The sequence below is a fragment of the Enterococcus sp. AZ171 genome, assembly GCF_051714005.1.
Classification (GTDB): Bacteria; Bacillota; Bacilli; order Lactobacillales; family Enterococcaceae; genus Enterococcus_B; species Enterococcus_B pernyi.
In genome coordinates this window covers 224,027-239,725 of the sequence record NZ_JBIORA010000001.1, presented here as the reverse complement: position 1 = coordinate 239,725, position 15,699 = coordinate 224,027, and the positions used below count along the sequence as shown (strand labels likewise).

15 protein-coding genes are annotated in these 15,699 nt (G+C 40.7%); 2 read left to right on the top strand and 13 right to left on the bottom strand.

Annotated elements, in window-relative coordinates; all coding sequences use genetic code 11:
• Positions 1–12: 12 nt before the first annotated feature.
• Positions 13–1,098, top strand: coding sequence for a phosphomevalonate kinase (locus IGJ49_RS01150; protein ID WP_438722197.1), 1,086 nt, complete (start codon positions 13–15; stop codon positions 1,096–1,098).
• Positions 1,095–2,138, top strand: a complete 1,044-nt coding sequence (gene fni, locus IGJ49_RS01145; RefSeq protein ID WP_438722196.1) for a type 2 isopentenyl-diphosphate Delta-isomerase — start codon at positions 1,095–1,097, stop codon at positions 2,136–2,138. The genes IGJ49_RS01150 and fni overlap by 4 nt, the downstream gene beginning before the upstream one ends.
• Before the next feature lie 41 nt (positions 2,139–2,179).
• On the opposite strand, the gene IGJ49_RS01140 is transcribed toward fni, so the two are convergent.
• The 13 genes from IGJ49_RS01140 to adhE all read right to left on the bottom strand — a co-directional run bounded on the left by IGJ49_RS01140 (position 2,180) and on the right by adhE (position 15,507).
• Positions 2,180–2,983, bottom strand: a complete 804-nt coding sequence (locus IGJ49_RS01140; protein ID WP_010736576.1) for a gluconate 5-dehydrogenase — start codon at positions 2,981–2,983, stop codon at positions 2,180–2,182.
• A 15-nt stretch (positions 2,984–2,998) separates the two neighbouring features.
• A complete protein-coding gene (kduI, locus tag IGJ49_RS01135; protein WP_062805847.1) occupies positions 2,999–3,841 on the bottom strand; it encodes a 5-dehydro-4-deoxy-D-glucuronate isomerase in 843 nt (280 codons plus the stop codon).
• 16 nt (positions 3,842–3,857) lie between these two features.
• Positions 3,858–4,865 carry a sugar kinase gene (locus IGJ49_RS01130; RefSeq protein WP_010736578.1) on the bottom strand — a complete coding sequence of 336 codons (1,008 nt, stop codon included), beginning with the start codon at positions 4,863–4,865 and terminating at the stop codon, positions 3,858–3,860.
• Positions 4,866–4,871: 6 nt separating this feature from the next.
• A complete protein-coding gene (locus tag IGJ49_RS01125) occupies positions 4,872–5,516 on the bottom strand; it encodes a bifunctional 4-hydroxy-2-oxoglutarate aldolase/2-dehydro-3-deoxy-phosphogluconate aldolase (protein ID WP_438722195.1) in 645 nt (214 codons plus the stop codon).
• 93 nt (positions 5,517–5,609) lie between these two features.
• Positions 5,610–6,371 (bottom strand): IclR family transcriptional regulator, encoded by a 762-nt coding sequence (locus tag IGJ49_RS01120; protein WP_438722194.1) that lies wholly within the window; start codon positions 6,369–6,371, stop codon positions 5,610–5,612.
• A 51-nt stretch (positions 6,372–6,422) separates the two neighbouring features.
• On the bottom strand, positions 6,423–7,334 hold the full coding sequence (locus IGJ49_RS01115; RefSeq protein WP_438722193.1) for an AraC family transcriptional regulator: 912 nt from the start codon (positions 7,332–7,334) through the stop codon (positions 6,423–6,425).
• A 58-nt stretch (positions 7,335–7,392) separates the two neighbouring features.
• Entirely contained in the window at positions 7,393–8,232 is an 840-nt protein-coding gene (locus IGJ49_RS01110) for a sugar phosphate isomerase/epimerase family protein (RefSeq protein ID WP_438722192.1), read from the bottom strand.
• 13 nt (positions 8,233–8,245) lie between these two features.
• Positions 8,246–9,541 carry a TRAP transporter large permease gene (locus IGJ49_RS01105; RefSeq protein ID WP_194179636.1) on the bottom strand — a complete coding sequence of 432 codons (1,296 nt, stop codon included), beginning with the start codon at positions 9,539–9,541 and terminating at the stop codon, positions 8,246–8,248.
• Between the two features lie 10 nt (positions 9,542–9,551).
• Positions 9,552–10,031 carry a TRAP transporter small permease gene (locus IGJ49_RS01100; protein ID WP_010736585.1) on the bottom strand — a complete coding sequence of 160 codons (480 nt, stop codon included), beginning with the start codon at positions 10,029–10,031 and terminating at the stop codon, positions 9,552–9,554.
• Between the two features lie 3 nt (positions 10,032–10,034).
• A complete protein-coding gene (locus IGJ49_RS01095) occupies positions 10,035–11,054 on the bottom strand; it encodes a TRAP transporter substrate-binding protein (protein WP_010736586.1) in 1,020 nt (339 codons plus the stop codon).
• A gap of 16 nt (positions 11,055–11,070) precedes the next feature.
• A complete protein-coding gene (gene bglB, locus IGJ49_RS01090; protein ID WP_010736587.1) occupies positions 11,071–12,177 on the bottom strand; it encodes a beta-galactosidase BglB in 1,107 nt (368 codons plus the stop codon).
• A gap of 199 nt (positions 12,178–12,376) precedes the next feature.
• Entirely contained in the window at positions 12,377–12,631 is a 255-nt protein-coding gene (locus tag IGJ49_RS01085) for a hypothetical protein (RefSeq protein ID WP_010736588.1), read from the bottom strand.
• Positions 12,632–12,909: 278 nt separating this feature from the next.
• Positions 12,910–15,507, bottom strand: coding sequence for a bifunctional acetaldehyde-CoA/alcohol dehydrogenase (gene adhE / locus IGJ49_RS01080; RefSeq protein WP_019722420.1), 2,598 nt, complete (start codon positions 15,505–15,507; stop codon positions 12,910–12,912).
• Positions 15,508–15,699: the final 192 nt, after the last annotated feature.

Here is a 15,699-nt window from a genome sequence, read left to right as displayed (position 1 = left end):
AGGGAGATTGTTATGGTTGAAGTATCTGCACCTGGAAAACTTTATATCGCTGGAGAATACGCAGTTGTCGAAACGGGGCATCCTGCAATCATCGTGGCAGTCGATCAATTCGTCACAGTAACAGTGAAAGCTGCTCGGAAAGTCGGGAGTATCCAATCTGCACAATATAGCGAGATGCCTGTGCGTTGGACAAGACGAAAAGGCGAACTCATTCTAGATATCCGTGAAAACCCGTTCCATTATATCCTTGCTGCTATACGTTTAACTGAGAAATATGCACAGGAAAAAAACATTCTTCTTTCATTTTATGACTTGAAGGTAACCAGTGAATTAGATAGCTCAAATGGTAGGAAGTATGGACTAGGTTCTAGTGGCGCAGTAGCGGTAGCGACTGTACGAGCATTGAACCAATTTTATGCACTGAATTTATCTCAGCTTGAGATTTTTAAAATTGCAGCCTTAGCTAATCTAGCTGTCCAAGACAATGGTTCTTGTGGTGATATTGCGGCTAGCTGTTATGGTGGTTGGATCGCCTTCTCCACTTTTGACCACCAATGGCTCAAAGAACAAGAATCAAGTAAAACGATCAGTGAATTATTAGCGCTCGATTGGCCTGGTTTATCTATTGAATCCTTACACACTCCGGAAGATCTCCGTTTATTGATTGGTTGGACTGGTAGTCCTGCCTCTACTTCCGACTTAGTGGACCAAGTACATCGCTCTCGTGAAGATAAAATGGCGGCGTATCAACAATTCCTTGAAGATAGTACGCTTTGCGTCAACACGATGATCCAAGGTTTTAAAGAAAACGACGTTGCTTTGATCCAAGAAATGATTCGTAAAAATCGTGAATTATTGCGTGATCTGTCTGCCATCACTGGCGTGTTGATTGAAACACCAGCATTAAATAAACTGTGTTGTTTAGCTGAACAATTTGAAGGCGCGGCGAAATCTTCTGGCGCTGGCGGTGGGGATTGTGGCATCGTGATCGTGGACCAAAAATCAGGTATCCTTCCACTGATGAGTGCTTGGGAAGAAGCTGAAATCACCCCGCTTCCATTACATGTCTACCATCAACAGAAAGAGGACATGTTATGAATCGAAAAGATGAACATGTATCATTAGCTAAAGCATTTCACAACAAACAAATAAATGAATTTGACTTCGTTCGACTTGTCCATCATCCACTTCCACAAAGCAAGGTCGATGAAGTGTCTTTGAAGACAGAAGTTGCAGGTTTTACTCTTTCTAGTCCTTTCTATATCAATGCCATGACTGGCGGTAGTGAAAAAACAAAAAAGATCAATCATGACCTTGCACAGATTGCTAAAAGTGCTGGATTGATGGTTGCTACCGGTTCTGTCAGCGCCGCCTTGAAAGATCCTTCCTTGGCAAATTCTTATACGGTGATGCGAGATGTCTATCCTGAAGGGAAGATTTTAGCGAATGTCGGTGCTGGTACTTCTGTCGCACGTGCCCAAGAAGCTGTAGCACTCTTCCAAGCGGATGCGTTACAGATCCATTTAAATGCACCACAAGAATTAGTCATGCCTGAAGGGGATCGCGATTTTTCGCAGTGGAAAGAACTGATCTCAGAAATCCAACAAACTCTTGATGTGCCAGTGATCGTAAAAGAAGTGGGCTTTGGGATGACGAGGGAGACCATCATTGAACTGTCTGAACTAGGTATCAAGACGATTGACGTCAGTGGACGTAGCGGAACAAGCTTCACACAAATCGAAAATGCTCGTCGTAAAAAACGTGAATTGGCTTATTTGACGGATTGGGGGCAATCTACTGTGTCCTCCTTACTTGAAGCGAACGAAGCAAATACAGCCGCCGAAATCATTGCTTCGGGTGGCATACGAAATGCTTATGATATCTTTAAAGCATTGTGTCTTGGTGCGAACGCTGTAGGGGTTTCCGGAACGATCTTGACGCACTACATGACACACGGGATCGAGGAGACGATTGCTCTTATGGCACAGTGGCAAGAAGAACTACGAATGCTCTATGCTATGGTCGGTGCAACAAAAACAAGTGATTTAACCAAACAATCCTTGATTTTTTCTGGCCCGGTCAAAGAATGGTGCGAAGCCAGAGACATCCCATTATCAAAATATGGTCGGCGCAAATAAAAATGACGAGTGCATACGATGCACTCGTCATTCTTTGTTTATTATGGTTGTTTTCCGATATAAGCTAAGATACCGCCATCTACATACAAGATATGTCCGTTAACAAAATCAGACGCACTTGATGCTAAGAAGACAGATGGTCCAGCTAAGTCGATTGGATCACCCCAACGAGCGGCTGGTGTACGGCCAACGATAAATTGGTCAAATGGATGACGCTCCCCGTTTTCTTGTGTTTCTCTTAATGGCGCTGTTTGCGGCGTCGCGATATAGCCAGGTCCGATCCCATTACATTGAATGTTGTACTGACCATATTCTGAAGCAATGTTTTTCGTCAACATTTTTAATCCGCCTTTAGCAGCAGCATAGGCACTTACTGTCTCACGGCCAAGTTCACTCATCATTGAACAAATATTGATGATTTTCCCGCCACCTTTTTCAATCATATCTGGGATGACTGCTTTCGACATGATAAATGGTGCGTTCAAGTCTACGTCGATGACTTGACGGAAATCCGCCACATCCATTTCGATCATTGGTGTACGTTTGATGATGCCTGCGTTGTTGACCAAAATATCGATTGGACCAACTTCTGATTTGATTTGTTTGACCATTGCTTGTACTGCTGACTCATCCGTCACATCACAAACATAGCCTTTTGCTTCAATGCCAATTTCTTTGTAGTTGGCAATCCCTTCATCTACTGATTCCTGAGTTAAATTATTGAAGACGATCGTTGCTCCAGCTTCTGCTAATGAGCGAGCAATCTCAAAACCGATTCCGTATACCGCACCGGTGATTAAAGCGACTTTATTGTCTAAGCGAAACATATCCATATTGAATGACATTTTTATCTTCCTTTCCTATTTCAATTGATCCATTGATACCATATCCATATCTGTATAGGTGATATTTTCACCACACATTGCCCAGATAAACGAATAATTGCTTGTGCCAACACCTGAGTGGATCGACCAACTTGGCGAAATCACGGCTTGTTCATTATCTACGACTAAATGTTTGGTTTCATCTGGTTTACCCATCATATGGAACACACGTGTATCTTCATTTGCATAATCAAAGTAAACATAAGCTTCCATGCGACGTTCATGTGTATGACAAGGCATCGTGTTCCATGAACTACCCGGTTCTAAAATGGTATAACCCATCTGTAATTGACAGCTTTCACAAACGTTTGGATGGATATATTGGTAGATTTTGCGCTCATTCAATGTGACGCCTTCGCCTGTTTCCATGGGTTTCACTTGATCGATGCTGATTTTTACATTTGGATATTTGTGATGTGCTGGCACAGAACTGATGTAAAATTTTGCAGGGTTTTCTGGATCTACCGAGGAGAAAACTACATGCTCCGTTTCTTTACCGATGTAATACCCATCTTGTTTCTTCATTTCTTCTTTTTCACCGTCGATTTCAATGAATCCGGGTCCGCCGATGTTGATCACACCAAGCTCGCGACGTTCTAGGAAATAAGTAACACCTAGTTCTTTATCTAGTTTGATTTCTAATGGATGAGTTGTTGGTGTTACACCGCCGAAGATCATACGATCATTGTGCGTATAAGTAAGACTGATTTTCCCTGGAACAAATACTTTCTCTACCAAAAATTCATTTCTCAATTGTTCTGTTGAATAATGACGGATATCCTCTGGGCTATGTGTATAACGTGTTTCCATTTCTTGCATGTTGATAGACTCTCCTTTATCGAATGATTTTTCCAGAACCGCTAGTGATAAAACTAGCAACTTCTGCTTGATTGAATTGGTTGCAATCTCCATGAATCGTGTGTTTCAACGCAGAGGCTGCTGTCGCAAAATCAATAATTGCTTGTGGTTGCATCTCTTCTAAAATTCCATGAAGCAATCCCCCAGCAAACGCATCTCCTCCACCCACACGATCAACGATCGAAGTGACTTGATGAAGCGGCGATTCGAAATAGCTATCCTTCATCCACAAGGTACCTTGTAGATCATTTTCACTCGCTGAATGCACCGTACGTTTGGTTGAGTAAAACGTTTGGATGTTGGGAAATCTTTCTTGCATTTTTTCGTAATAATAAATAAGTGGATTTACTGTCGTTTCAGGTGCTTTTGCTATCCCTAACAAATAAAGCGCATCCATCTCACCCGCTGAACAAATATCCACGAGTGGTAATAATTGTTCTAACACTTTACCCGCTTCTTGTTGTGTCCACAGCTTGCCCCGATAATTGATATCAAAACTGATTTGACAACCTGCTTGTTTGGCTGCTTCCATAAGTTCTTTTGTCAGCCATCGCCAATTTTCTGATAATGCCGGTGTGATTCCTGAAACATGGAATAGATCGACTCCCTTAAAACAATCCTCTAGTGACCATTCCAAGCGATCCATCACCGCGAAACTAGAACCAGCACGATCATAAATGACTGAAGCCGCACGTTCACCGATCCCTGTTTCCATATAATATGTGCCAAGCCGAGGGCCGCCTTTCAGCAGTAGGCTAGTATCTACCCCATAGCTTCGTAAGTGTTTTTCGACTGCCAGACCCAGTGAATGTTCTGGGACTTTTGACATGAACGAAACCATATGTCCATAATTTGCTAATGAGATCGCGACATTCGCTTCCCCACCGCCATAATGCGCGCAAAAATGATCACTGTCTTGTAACCGTTGTCCCTGTTCTGTCGACAAGCGTAGCATGATTTCTCCGAGTGTCACGACTCTTCCCATCAGCGGTTACCTCGTAATTTCTTTCATTTTTGCCGCATATTGTTGTGCGACTTTTGTCACTTCCTCAAAATCTCCATGAGCTGCTGGAGCCAACAAGTTCCCACCAACACCAACAGTGATCACGTCTGCCTCAAACCATTCTTGCATGTTTTCTAAACTGACCCCACCAGTAGGCATGATATTGACATGGGGCATCGGCGCTTTGAATGCAGAGATGATACTTGGACCGAAAGCACTTCCAGGAAATAGTTTGACGATGTCTACGCCACTTTTTAGCGCTGTTTTGATTTCATCGATCGTCATACATCCTGGTAAATAAGGGATTTGGTATAAATTGCATAGTTCTGCGGTTTCCTGATCAAAACAGGGGCTGACGATATACTCAGCACCTGCTAAAATCGCTAAACGCGCAGTAATAGCATCCAACACTGTCCCTGCACCGATCACCACATCCTGTTGGTCTTTGTAGGTTTCTACTAGTTCTTTAATTACTCGATCTGCTTGTGGCACGGTGAAAGTCAACTCAATGCCAGTTAGTCCGCCTTTGATAATCGCGTGACAAGCATTCAGTGCTTCTTCATTTGTTGCTCCTCGTACGACTGCAATAACTCCCGCTTGTTTCAAACGAGATAAGATATCCATTTTTTTCATCTTCCCACCCATTTCTTATTTGGAAATTATACTTTACAATAAAGAAATTTACATCTTCATTATACGGCAGGAATAAAAAAATGCAAACGCTTTTTAGCTTTTTTCAAAAGTTTTTTCGATTTCTTCTTTCGTTTGCAGGATCGTTTGAATGATTTGAGCCTTGCTTTCTTCACTTAATCGGTATTTCGGCATACTGACACTAAACGCTCCAACCACCTGGTTCTCATGAACTAAAGAGGTACCGATGCAAAAAATGTCTTTTTCGACTTCTTCATCATCTAAGGCGATTTTTGTTTGTTTAACTTGCTGGATCTCTTTTTTTAGTTTTAAAGAATTGGTAATTGTATATTCAGTGAAGGGGACCAGAGGACATTGTTCGATATACTGTTGATATTGCTCTTCCGTAAAATGCGCCAAGACGGCTTTCCCCATTGCTGAACTATATAAAGGTCTCGTGATACCGATTTTTGAAGACATACGGATCGTTTGATTTTTAGGGTCCAACTTATTGACATAGAGAATCTCGTTGTTGTCTAAAATACCTAGATGAATGGTTTCATCAATTGTTTGTTGTAGTTTTTCCAAAAATGGCAAAGTACGTTCAACTAGATCGATTTGATCGATATTTTTGTTTGCATATCGGACCAGTTTCCCACCTAAACGATAATTTTTTTCTTGATTTTTATTTACATAACCAATCATGGATAACGTATCTAAAATTTTTAATGCAGTAGATGACGTCATGTCGATACCTTTTGCAATTTCTTGTAATGAAGCATCTGGATGCTCTGCTAGATAATCTAAAATATGCGAAGCTTTGATTAAAACGGTCCCATAAGGTTTTTTATTTTCCATATTCCACTCTCCTATTTCTATATAGGAAATTATATCGGAAAGAACGATAATTTAAAAGGGATCTTTGTTTTCTTCTTCATAATGCGTATAATGAACAAACGCTCCTGCCAGATCTTTTTTCAAAAATTCTTTGGGAGTTACGCCAAATTCGGTTTTGAATGCGCGTAAATAGTGAGGATAAGAAGCGAAACCACATTTACTATAAACGGAACTTGAGTTGCCGTACTCTCTTAATAGTTGTTTTGAATAAAGTAGTTTTTTCTTCATCACGTATTGATGAAAGGTAAAACCAGTATGTTTTTTGAATTCGCGAGTCACATGATATTTACTGATGAAAAATTCTTTTTCCATTTGTTTGAGTGAGAGGGGTTCACTCAAATTCTCTGCGACAAATTGGAGCATTTTTTCTAACCGTTCATTTGGTACAGTGAAATTTTCTTCCGAAATATGTTCTTCGATCTGTACAATACGGTTGAGAAAAATCAAATATTCGACTAGCGCTTGTTCATAACGAATATCTGCACCATAATCTTTTCGATCCAACGTTTGGTCGATAAAAGAAAGTTTTTCTTTTAGTACTTGTGGTTCAATATGTAATATCCGGCTTCGGCGTTCACCAATCGGCCAAAAACAGGCGGATAGATTGGACCACTTGGTGGAACGACTCTCTAAGAATGCAGGGGTGATAAACATGTAGACACGCTCGAATACATCAGTTGATTGACGAACGATCCGATGCAGATCTCTTGAATGGATCAATAAAACATTTCCTGATTGGATCGTAAACTGACGACCATCTAAATAAAAAATGGCTTCTCCTTCCAAAGTGGCATGGATCTCATAGAAATCATGATGATGATAAACCGTTTTGTTTTGGCTAACGATATCTTTTACATGATAAATCTCATACTGATCCGAAATCATCGTATTCACTTGTTTTCCATTGATCGGTTTCTTTTCCATCTCTATCCCCCTTTTCCCGATTGCTCACTATTGAACAATCGGGTATTCTATTATTTTCTTATCCTGTGGCTTGTTCCAACATGATTACACTTTGTTTTAGTGCATCATCCTTTGTTTCTTCTAAGACGATATAAAGATAGGGACGATGTTTCTGTGCGATGTTTACGATGGCTTCATAATCGATCATGCCTGTCCCTAGATCTACCGGGATGATCTCTTCTTTGTTAGAAACAATATAATCTTTCAGATGCAATCCGCAAATTTTTTCTCCAAACCGTTCAAAGGCTTCTTCGACTAAACTTACTTGTTGATGATAGTTTTTTGCAGTGATCAGATTGGTTGAGTCTAAAATGATGCCTAGATAGTCCGAATCGATCTTGGCAACTAACTCTGCCACACGATCCAATGAATACAACGGATGATTCAAGCCTGGTTCGATGCCCACCATCATTCGATGCTTTTCTCCAGCTCGTACTAATCGGTGAATGGCTTCAACGATCTGTAAGAAGGCTTCATCTGAAAAGTTCTCCTCTGTATAACCCGCTTCACTCACACTCCCCGTCTCAGTTGCGACCATCGTCGCCCCGAAGCTTGCAGCATATTGGAGATATCTTTCAAATTGACGAAGCACCGTTTCACGAACAAATAGATCAGGATGGATCATGTTGATATAACAGCTTAAGATACCGACACTTATGCCTTCTTTTGCGAGAATATTTTTCATATATTGCCCCATTCCAGCATTGATGGCTTGTCCATCTGATGGAAGTGTAGGAAATGAACGACTTAATGCCAATTGTAGCGTAGAAATTTTTTGTTGACTCACTTTTTTTGCTAAATCATCCACGGTTTGTACATGGCTCAAGTCATGCCCTCTGGCGACTAGGTTTAATTTCATCATGGTTTCTCCTTTATCCTAATAGATCCGGTAACCACATCACGATTTTGGGGAAATACGTAATCAACAATAAAACTGTTAATATGACACCGTAAAATGGTAACAGCGGCTTCAACATCGCTTCTGCTTTAACTCCACCAACACTCGCTCCTACATATAGTCCGGTACCTACTGGTGGGGTAATGGAACCGACACAAAGATTCATGATCGAAAATAAGCCATAGTGGACTGGATCGACACCAACACTTGTCGCGATCGGCAAGAAAATCGGCGTAAAAATCAAAATCGCTGGCGCGACATCCATAAACATCCCAACAAGTAACAAAATGATATTGATCAATAATAAAATAATGAAGCGATTATCAGTGACTCCAATGATCAGACTGCTGATTGCTTGAGGTATCCCAGTAAATGCCATAGCGAATGACATCATGGAAGACGTCGCTAATAAAAACATGATCGTTCCCGACATCGCCACGGATTGTACCAACATCTTTGGTATATCTTGTAGTTTCACTGTCTTGTAGAAGAACATGGAGATCAATAAAGAATACAATACCGCAATCGCAGATGCTTCGATAGCTGTGAAGAATCCTGTTAAAATACCACCAATGATGATAACGATCAAAGCTAAACTTGGGATTGCTTCTTTTAACACTTTTCCGACTTGCTTCCCTTGTCCTTTTGGTACTGTCGGATATTTATTTTTCTTCGCCACTACAAATGCAACGAGCATGATTCCTAACGACCACAAAGCTCCCACTAAATAGCCACCCATAAATAGAGCTGAGATCGAAGCGCCTCCGGCAACTAAAGAATACATGATAAATGCTGTACTTGGTGGGATCACCATCCCTGTAGGTGCCGAAGCAATATTGACTGCTGTCGCAAATTTACGATCGTACCCTTCTTCGACTTGTTGCGGAATCAGCACGCCCCCAATCGCTGTCGAAGCAGCAATCGCCGAACTGGAGATTGAGCCGAACAATGCGTTTCCTAAAACATTCGTATGGGCCAAAGACCCAGGGATCCGACCAACAAACAACATAGCAAAATCAACTAATTTTTTAGCAATCCCACCATGGTTCATAATGATTCCTGAAAAAACGAAAAATGGAATGGCAATCAATGAGAAACTATTGATACTCCCGACCATTTTTTGCGCAGAACTAAACGCTGCGACATCAAAGGGAATCACTAATAACAACGTGAGCATCGATGAAAAAGCGATACTGATTGCAATGGGCATTCCAACAATCAATAAAAAGACAAAAACAAAAAATAAAATTGCACCTGCTTCTAAAGCCATCAAATTCCTCCTATCCCTTTTCCTGAACGACAGACTTCCTATTCATTGCTTCAATCAAATTGATCAAACTGTAGATAATGATCAAAACACCTGAGACCGGCACCGATAAATAGACATAGCCCATCGGAATCCCTAATGAAGGGGAAATTTGCCCCATCGTCAATGTCACAGCATTCCAACCACCATAAACCATGATCGTGATTGCAAAAGCCAGAAAAAGACACTGAACGACGATCTCCAATACATTCGCTTTCTTACCAGTCAGTTTCTCACTTAACAGTGTAACTGCTAAGTGCCCTTTTTGACCCACTACATAAGCGGAAGATAGCATCGCAAACCAGACTAATCCAAAACGCACTAATTCTTCTGTTACAGTATTTGGATTACCCAAAATCGTTCGCGAGAATACTTGCCACAAGACAATGATGATCATACCGATCAACAGACATGCTCCTAGAAATTCTAACAGCCGACTGATTCCTTTTTTCATCGATTACACCCCTTCTTCTTGGATCATTCGGTAAAGCGTCTGAAAATCCGGATGATTTTTGAATTCGTCATGCAACGGTGCGACTGCTTCACGAAATGGCGTATTGTCCACTTCATTGAACTGGACGCCATATTCTTCCGTTGCCACTCTTTTTTCTTCTTCGATTGCTTGAGCGAATGCTTCGATTTCAAAAATCGTTGATGCTTTCGCCGCTTCTTCGATTGCTTGTTGTTGCTCAGCAGTCAAACGTTCTTTGATCGCATCGTTCATGATGATGATATCCGGCACTCGTGTATGCTCATCATAGGAATAATACTTGGCTACACCACCATGCCCGGCTGTATACAAAACAAATTCATTGTTCTCTGATCCGTTGATCAAGTTTGACTGTAGCGAAGTATATACTTCGTCACTGCCCATCGGCACAGGTGATCCACCTAGTAGTTCCACCATTCTAATGGCCGTTTCACTTTGCATCACGCGGATTTTTTTCCCTTTTAGATCATCCGGTGTGTGGATCGGGCCATCGACCATATAAAAACTACGTTGCCCTGAATCATAATAGGTGAGACCAGAAAAACCTAAATCTGTCGTTGATTGATAAATGGGTGGCATGATCTCTTCGTTCTCCATGACATTGAAGAAATGTTGCTCATCATTGAACAAGTAAGGAACTGAAAAAATCGAATAGACTTTAGAGAAACTTTCTAACGCAGAAGCACTGACTTTCGTAAAATCAATCGCACCTGATTGAGTCAGTTCGATCAATTCACGTTCTCCCCCCAATTGACCATCAGGAAAATATTTTACTTTGACTGAGCCAGCTGTTTTTTCTTCTACTAACTCTCCGAATTTATTCATTGCATCAATGACTGGCTGACTATTACTGGCATAAGCAAAACGTAAAGTGATCGTTGCTTCTTCCTCTGCATTTGCGACAACACCAACACTTGACTGACTACTACAACCACTCAAACCGATGATTCCCAGTAAACAAAAAGCAAAAGCAAGTGTTTTTTTCATTTTTTTCTCCTTTCTATCAACAATACGACACAAGTAATTCTGTCAGACATAATACAAGTAACGATTGGCCATAAGGCATCGCTGTCTTGCCAATCGTACGGTAAAACTCTAAATCATCGCCCATCCCTGTACCTACCGAAACATTTTGAACTTCGCCAGTTTCATCTACTTGCTCAAGCAACCCTTGGATCGCACGATAGGCGGTTTCTAAATATTTCTTTGGCAAGTAGCGCTCATGCACTGCTTTTAAAATACCGTAAGCAAAACCTGCTGTCGCAGATGATTCTAAGTATGAGGTTGGATCATCGATCAAGGTATGCCATAAGCCACTTTCTGATTGCTGATCTGCTAAGGTTTGCACTTGGGCTTCTAGCGTTTCTATTAATAATTTACGGAAAGCATCTCCTTCTTTTAGTTCCAGAATCGCGATGATTTCAGGAATCGCAATCGTCAACCAACAATTTCCCCTTCCCCAAAATGCTTCCGCATAATTATGATTACCTTCAAAGGTCCACCCGTGGTACCAAAGACCTGTACGTTTATCCATCAAATATTTGATGTGGATCATAAATTGGTATCTGGCTTCCTCTAGGTATTCTGGACGATCTAGGAGCTTACCGATTTTGGCTAATGGCAAAACCGTCATCATCAAGGTGTCATCCCACAATTGATTCTTATTTTCCGGTCCATATGTAGCGTGCTGTAATCCGTCTTCCTCTGTCCGAGGCATATCATTCATGACCCATTCCGCCCATTGCTTCAAGTAAGGCAAGTAGCGTGTATCACCTGTCTCCTCATATAAATACGCCATCGTGAGGATTGGTGCCATCGTATTGACGTTCTTCGGCGGTGCGCCTTCTTGCATCCGTGCTTCAAACCATTCCTTCACCACTTCCGCCGCACGAGGATTTTTAGTCAACTGATAATTTTTATAGATACCGTATAGCCCTACACCTTGTGGCCAGTTCCAAATAGACCAACTTTTGTCATCCACCTTTAACCCATCAAAATCCAATAAAAATTCACCTGAATCATCGTTGATCGTCGTCAAATTCTCCACTAATCGGTCAATCGTTCCTTCTACAACTTCTTTCTGTACAAATAGTTCCTCTTTAATAATCAATTTCCCCTCTCCTTTTTAAACGCTTTCATTCTATGCTGTTAATATATCAGTAAACGCTTTCTCAATAAATAGCATCATTTGAACAAAAACTATCTAAAATTGACATAACGAGATTATTAATGGGTTTTCTGTAAAAAAGAGCCCTATCAAAAGAAAAACCATGACGCCTACCGCTCGTCATGGCTTCAAAATCAACCGTTTATAAAAATGTATACACCATAAAAAATGGCAAACATGCAAGTAAAGGAAACCAAAAGTAGTTCTTACGAAAACCCAACTCGCTATTTTCCTGATTCGCTCGCATGCGATCCCCTGAAACTGCTGTGCCAGAAAGTGCAATTCCGATCAAAAGTAACCCAATGCCAATGTTACGTAAGATTTCTCGTTCCAAAAGAAAGGATAGTCCAAGAGAAACGACACACGCAATCAACAAAGTAACAATATATTTCTTCAAGATCTCATCTCCTTTTTTATAGAAAAATAGTAGCATAGCATATTCATCAAAATACCTATTATTCGAGTTATCTAATACTTCTTTTTTTAGATATTAGAAAAAAAAGCTACGACATTTTTCTCTTCTAACAACATATTGAGCGATTCTACAAAAATTATTTCCGGAAATTCTTCTGGTGTATCGCTTGATAGACATTATCTTAAAAAGAAAAAACAACGAACCAAGTGAGAAGATTCTCTCATGCTTGATTCGTTGTTGGGACAACTTTTAGTTATGAATTACGCATTATATGCGTCGATAATGATTTGTTTCAACTCACTGATCAATGGTTCTTTTGGATTGGCTGTTGTACATTGATCTTCATACGCTAATTCAGCCATGCGATCAACTGTTGTGTCTAATGTTTCTTGCGTCACGCCTTGCGCTCTCAAGCTCATGTCGATACCAACAGATTTTCCTAAGTCGCTAACAGCTGTTGCCAATGCTTCTACAAGCTCTGCTGTTGTTTTCCCTTTCAAACCTAAGAACTTCGCGATATCCGCGTAGTCTGTATCCGCACGGAAGTAGTCATATTTAGGGAACATCGCATGTTTTTGTGGATCTTTCGCATTATAGCGGATGATATGCGGCAATAGGATCGCATTTGTACGTCCATGAGGGATACCGTATTCTCCACCGATTTTATGCGCAACTGAGTGACAAATTCCTAAGAAGGCATTGGCAAAGGCCATACCAGCCATTGTTGACGCATTATGCATTTTTTCGCGTGATTCCATATCTGGTGTTTTCACTGATTTTTCCAAGTAGTCAAAGACTAATTTGATTGCTTGTAAACTCAACCCACGAGTGTAATCAGAAGCCATCACAGAGACATAAGATTCGATAGCATGTGTCAATACATCCATACCTGTATCCGCTGTAACAGAAGCGGGAACTGACATCACAAATTGTGGATCAACGATTGCCACATCTGGTGTCAATGCGTAGTCAGCTAATGGATATTTCACATGTGTTTCGCTATCTGTGATTACTGCGAATGGTGTCACTTCTGAACCAGTTCCTGATGTTGTTGGGATACATACAAACTGTGTTTTTTCAGGTTTGTCGATTTTATACGTACGTTTACGGATATCTAAGAATTTTTGTTTTGCGCCAAAGAATGAAGTATCTGGGTGCTCATAGAACATCCACATGCCTTTCGCCGCATCCATTGCTGATCCGCCCCCAAGAGCGATCACTGTATCTGGTTTGAAGTCCGCCATCATTTTTGTACCAGCGTAAACTGTATTTGTTGAAGGGTTTGGTTCAACATCTGAAAAGATCTCGATTTTCACATCATTTTTACGACGTGCTAATACTTCTCTTACAGTGTCACAGTAGCCGAATTGGACCATACCTGGGTCACAAACGATCATGACACGTTCAACGTTTTCCATTTTTTCCAAGTAAAGCAAAGAATTCTTTTCAAAAAAGATTTTTGGTGGTAATTTGAACCATTGCATGTTATTTCTCCGTTTCGCTACAGTTTTGACGTTGATTAAGTTGACTGCTGATACGTTTCTTGAAACAGAATTCTTTCCGTATGAACCACAACCTAGTGTCAATGATGGAATCATTTCGTTGTAGATATTTCCGATTCCGCCTTCTGCTGATGGTGTGTTGACTAAGATACGGCAAGCTTTCATGCGTAGTCCAAATTGAACATGCAACTCTTCGTTTTCTGAATGGATGACAGCTGTATGCCCTAATCCACCAAGGTTCAACATTCCTTCACATAATTCGAAAGCATGTTCTGTACTGTTTGATTTGACCATTGCTAAAACCGGTGAAAGTTTCTCACGTGAAAGTGGATAATCAGGCCCTACGCCTTCTAATTCTGCCACTAATAATTTGGTTCCTTCTGGTACATTGATCCCTGCTAATTTTGCAATATCCATTGCTGAATGTCCCACGATTGCAGGATTTACAGCGTATTTACCTTCATTCATGACAGCATCTTCTAATTTTGAAAGCTCTGCTGGTTTGACGAAGTACACTTGGTGAGCTTGGAATTCTGCTTTTACGGCTGCATAGATTTCTTTATCTACGATGACTGCTTGCTCAGAAGCACAAATCATGCCGTTATCGAATGTTTTTGATACGATCAAGTCATTCACTGCACGTTTTACTTTTGCTGTTTTTTCGATATATGCAGGAACGTTACCCGGTCCAACACCTAAAGCTGGTTTACCAGTTGAATAAGCGGATTTTACCATGCCTGCGCCACCAGTTGCTAATACGATTGCAATTCCTGGGTGGTTCATCAACATTGAAGTCGCATCGATCGATGGATGCTCGATCCATTGGATACAGTTTTCTGGCGCACCTGCTGCGATGGCTGCATCACGAACGACTCTTGCTGCCTCAGCGGAACATTTTTGAGCGCTTGGATGGAAAGCAAAAACGATTGGGTTTCTGGTTTTCAAAGCGATCATTGATTTAAAGATTGTTGTTGAAGTTGGGTTTGTTGTTGGTGTTACGCCACAAACGACGCCGACTGGTTCAGCAATCTCAATCAATCCTTTTTGAGTGTCTTCATTGATTACTCCGACAGTTTTGTCATATTTGATACTGTTCCAAATATATTCTGAAGCATACATATTTTTGATTGCTTTATCTTCATAGATGCCACGGCCAGTTTCTTCGACAGCCATTTTTGCTAGAGGCATGTGCTGATCTAATGCAGCCATTGCCATTTCATGCACAATGTGATCTACTTTTTCTTGATCAAAACTTTCCATTTCTTTCAACGCAACATTTGCTTTTGTCGCTAAATCGTCGATCATCGCTTGTACATCAACAGTTTTTGTCTCTTCTTTTTCCATTATTTTAGCCATTATGTTCCTCCTACTGAGTCATGGTTATTTGTTAATTATTTCACATACACATCATACAACACTTTTTTTTCGATGTAAATACTTTTTTGTGATTTTTTTCACAGTTATATTTTTCTTTAGAAACAGTCCGTTCCACAAGAGAGATTATCGAGTGACCGCTCCATAATGGCAGATGTGATTTATTTAGCAAAG

What these genes read in the sequence shown, in the direction of transcription:
- kduI (WP_062805847.1), bottom strand. Translation starts at nt 3,841, where the DNA reads ATGCAAGAAATGGAAACACGTTATACACATAGCCCAGAGGATATCCGT.
- adhE (WP_019722420.1), bottom strand. Translation starts at nt 15,507, where the DNA reads ATGGCTAAAATAATGGAAAAAGAAGAGACAAAAACTGTTGATGTACAA.
- IGJ49_RS01140 (WP_010736576.1), bottom strand. Translation starts at nt 2,983, where the DNA reads ATGTCATTCAATATGGATATGTTTCGCTTAGACAATAAAGTCGCTTTA.
- IGJ49_RS01095 (WP_010736586.1), bottom strand. Translation starts at nt 11,054, where the DNA reads ATGAAAAAAACACTTGCTTTTGCTTTTTGTTTACTGGGAATCATCGGT.
- IGJ49_RS01130 (WP_010736578.1), bottom strand. Translation starts at nt 4,865, where the DNA reads ATGGGAAGAGTCGTGACACTCGGAGAAATCATGCTACGCTTGTCGACA.
- IGJ49_RS01125 (WP_438722195.1), bottom strand. Translation starts at nt 5,516, where the DNA reads ATGAAAAAAATGGATATCTTATCTCGTTTGAAACAAGCGGGAGTTATT.
- IGJ49_RS01120 (WP_438722194.1), bottom strand. Translation starts at nt 6,371, where the DNA reads ATGGAAAATAAAAAACCTTATGGGACCGTTTTAATCAAAGCTTCGCAT.
- IGJ49_RS01115 (WP_438722193.1), bottom strand. Translation starts at nt 7,334, where the DNA reads ATGGAAAAGAAACCGATCAATGGAAAACAAGTGAATACGATGATTTCG.
- IGJ49_RS01150 (WP_438722197.1), top strand. Translation starts at nt 13, where the DNA reads ATGGTTGAAGTATCTGCACCTGGAAAACTTTATATCGCTGGAGAATAC.
- IGJ49_RS01110 (WP_438722192.1), bottom strand. Translation starts at nt 8,232, where the DNA reads ATGAAATTAAACCTAGTCGCCAGAGGGCATGACTTGAGCCATGTACAA.
- IGJ49_RS01105 (WP_194179636.1), bottom strand. Translation starts at nt 9,541, where the DNA reads ATGGCTTTAGAAGCAGGTGCAATTTTATTTTTTGTTTTTGTCTTTTTA.
- IGJ49_RS01100 (WP_010736585.1), bottom strand. Translation starts at nt 10,031, where the DNA reads ATGAAAAAAGGAATCAGTCGGCTGTTAGAATTTCTAGGAGCATGTCTG.
- fni (WP_438722196.1), top strand. Translation starts at nt 1,095, where the DNA reads ATGAATCGAAAAGATGAACATGTATCATTAGCTAAAGCATTTCACAAC.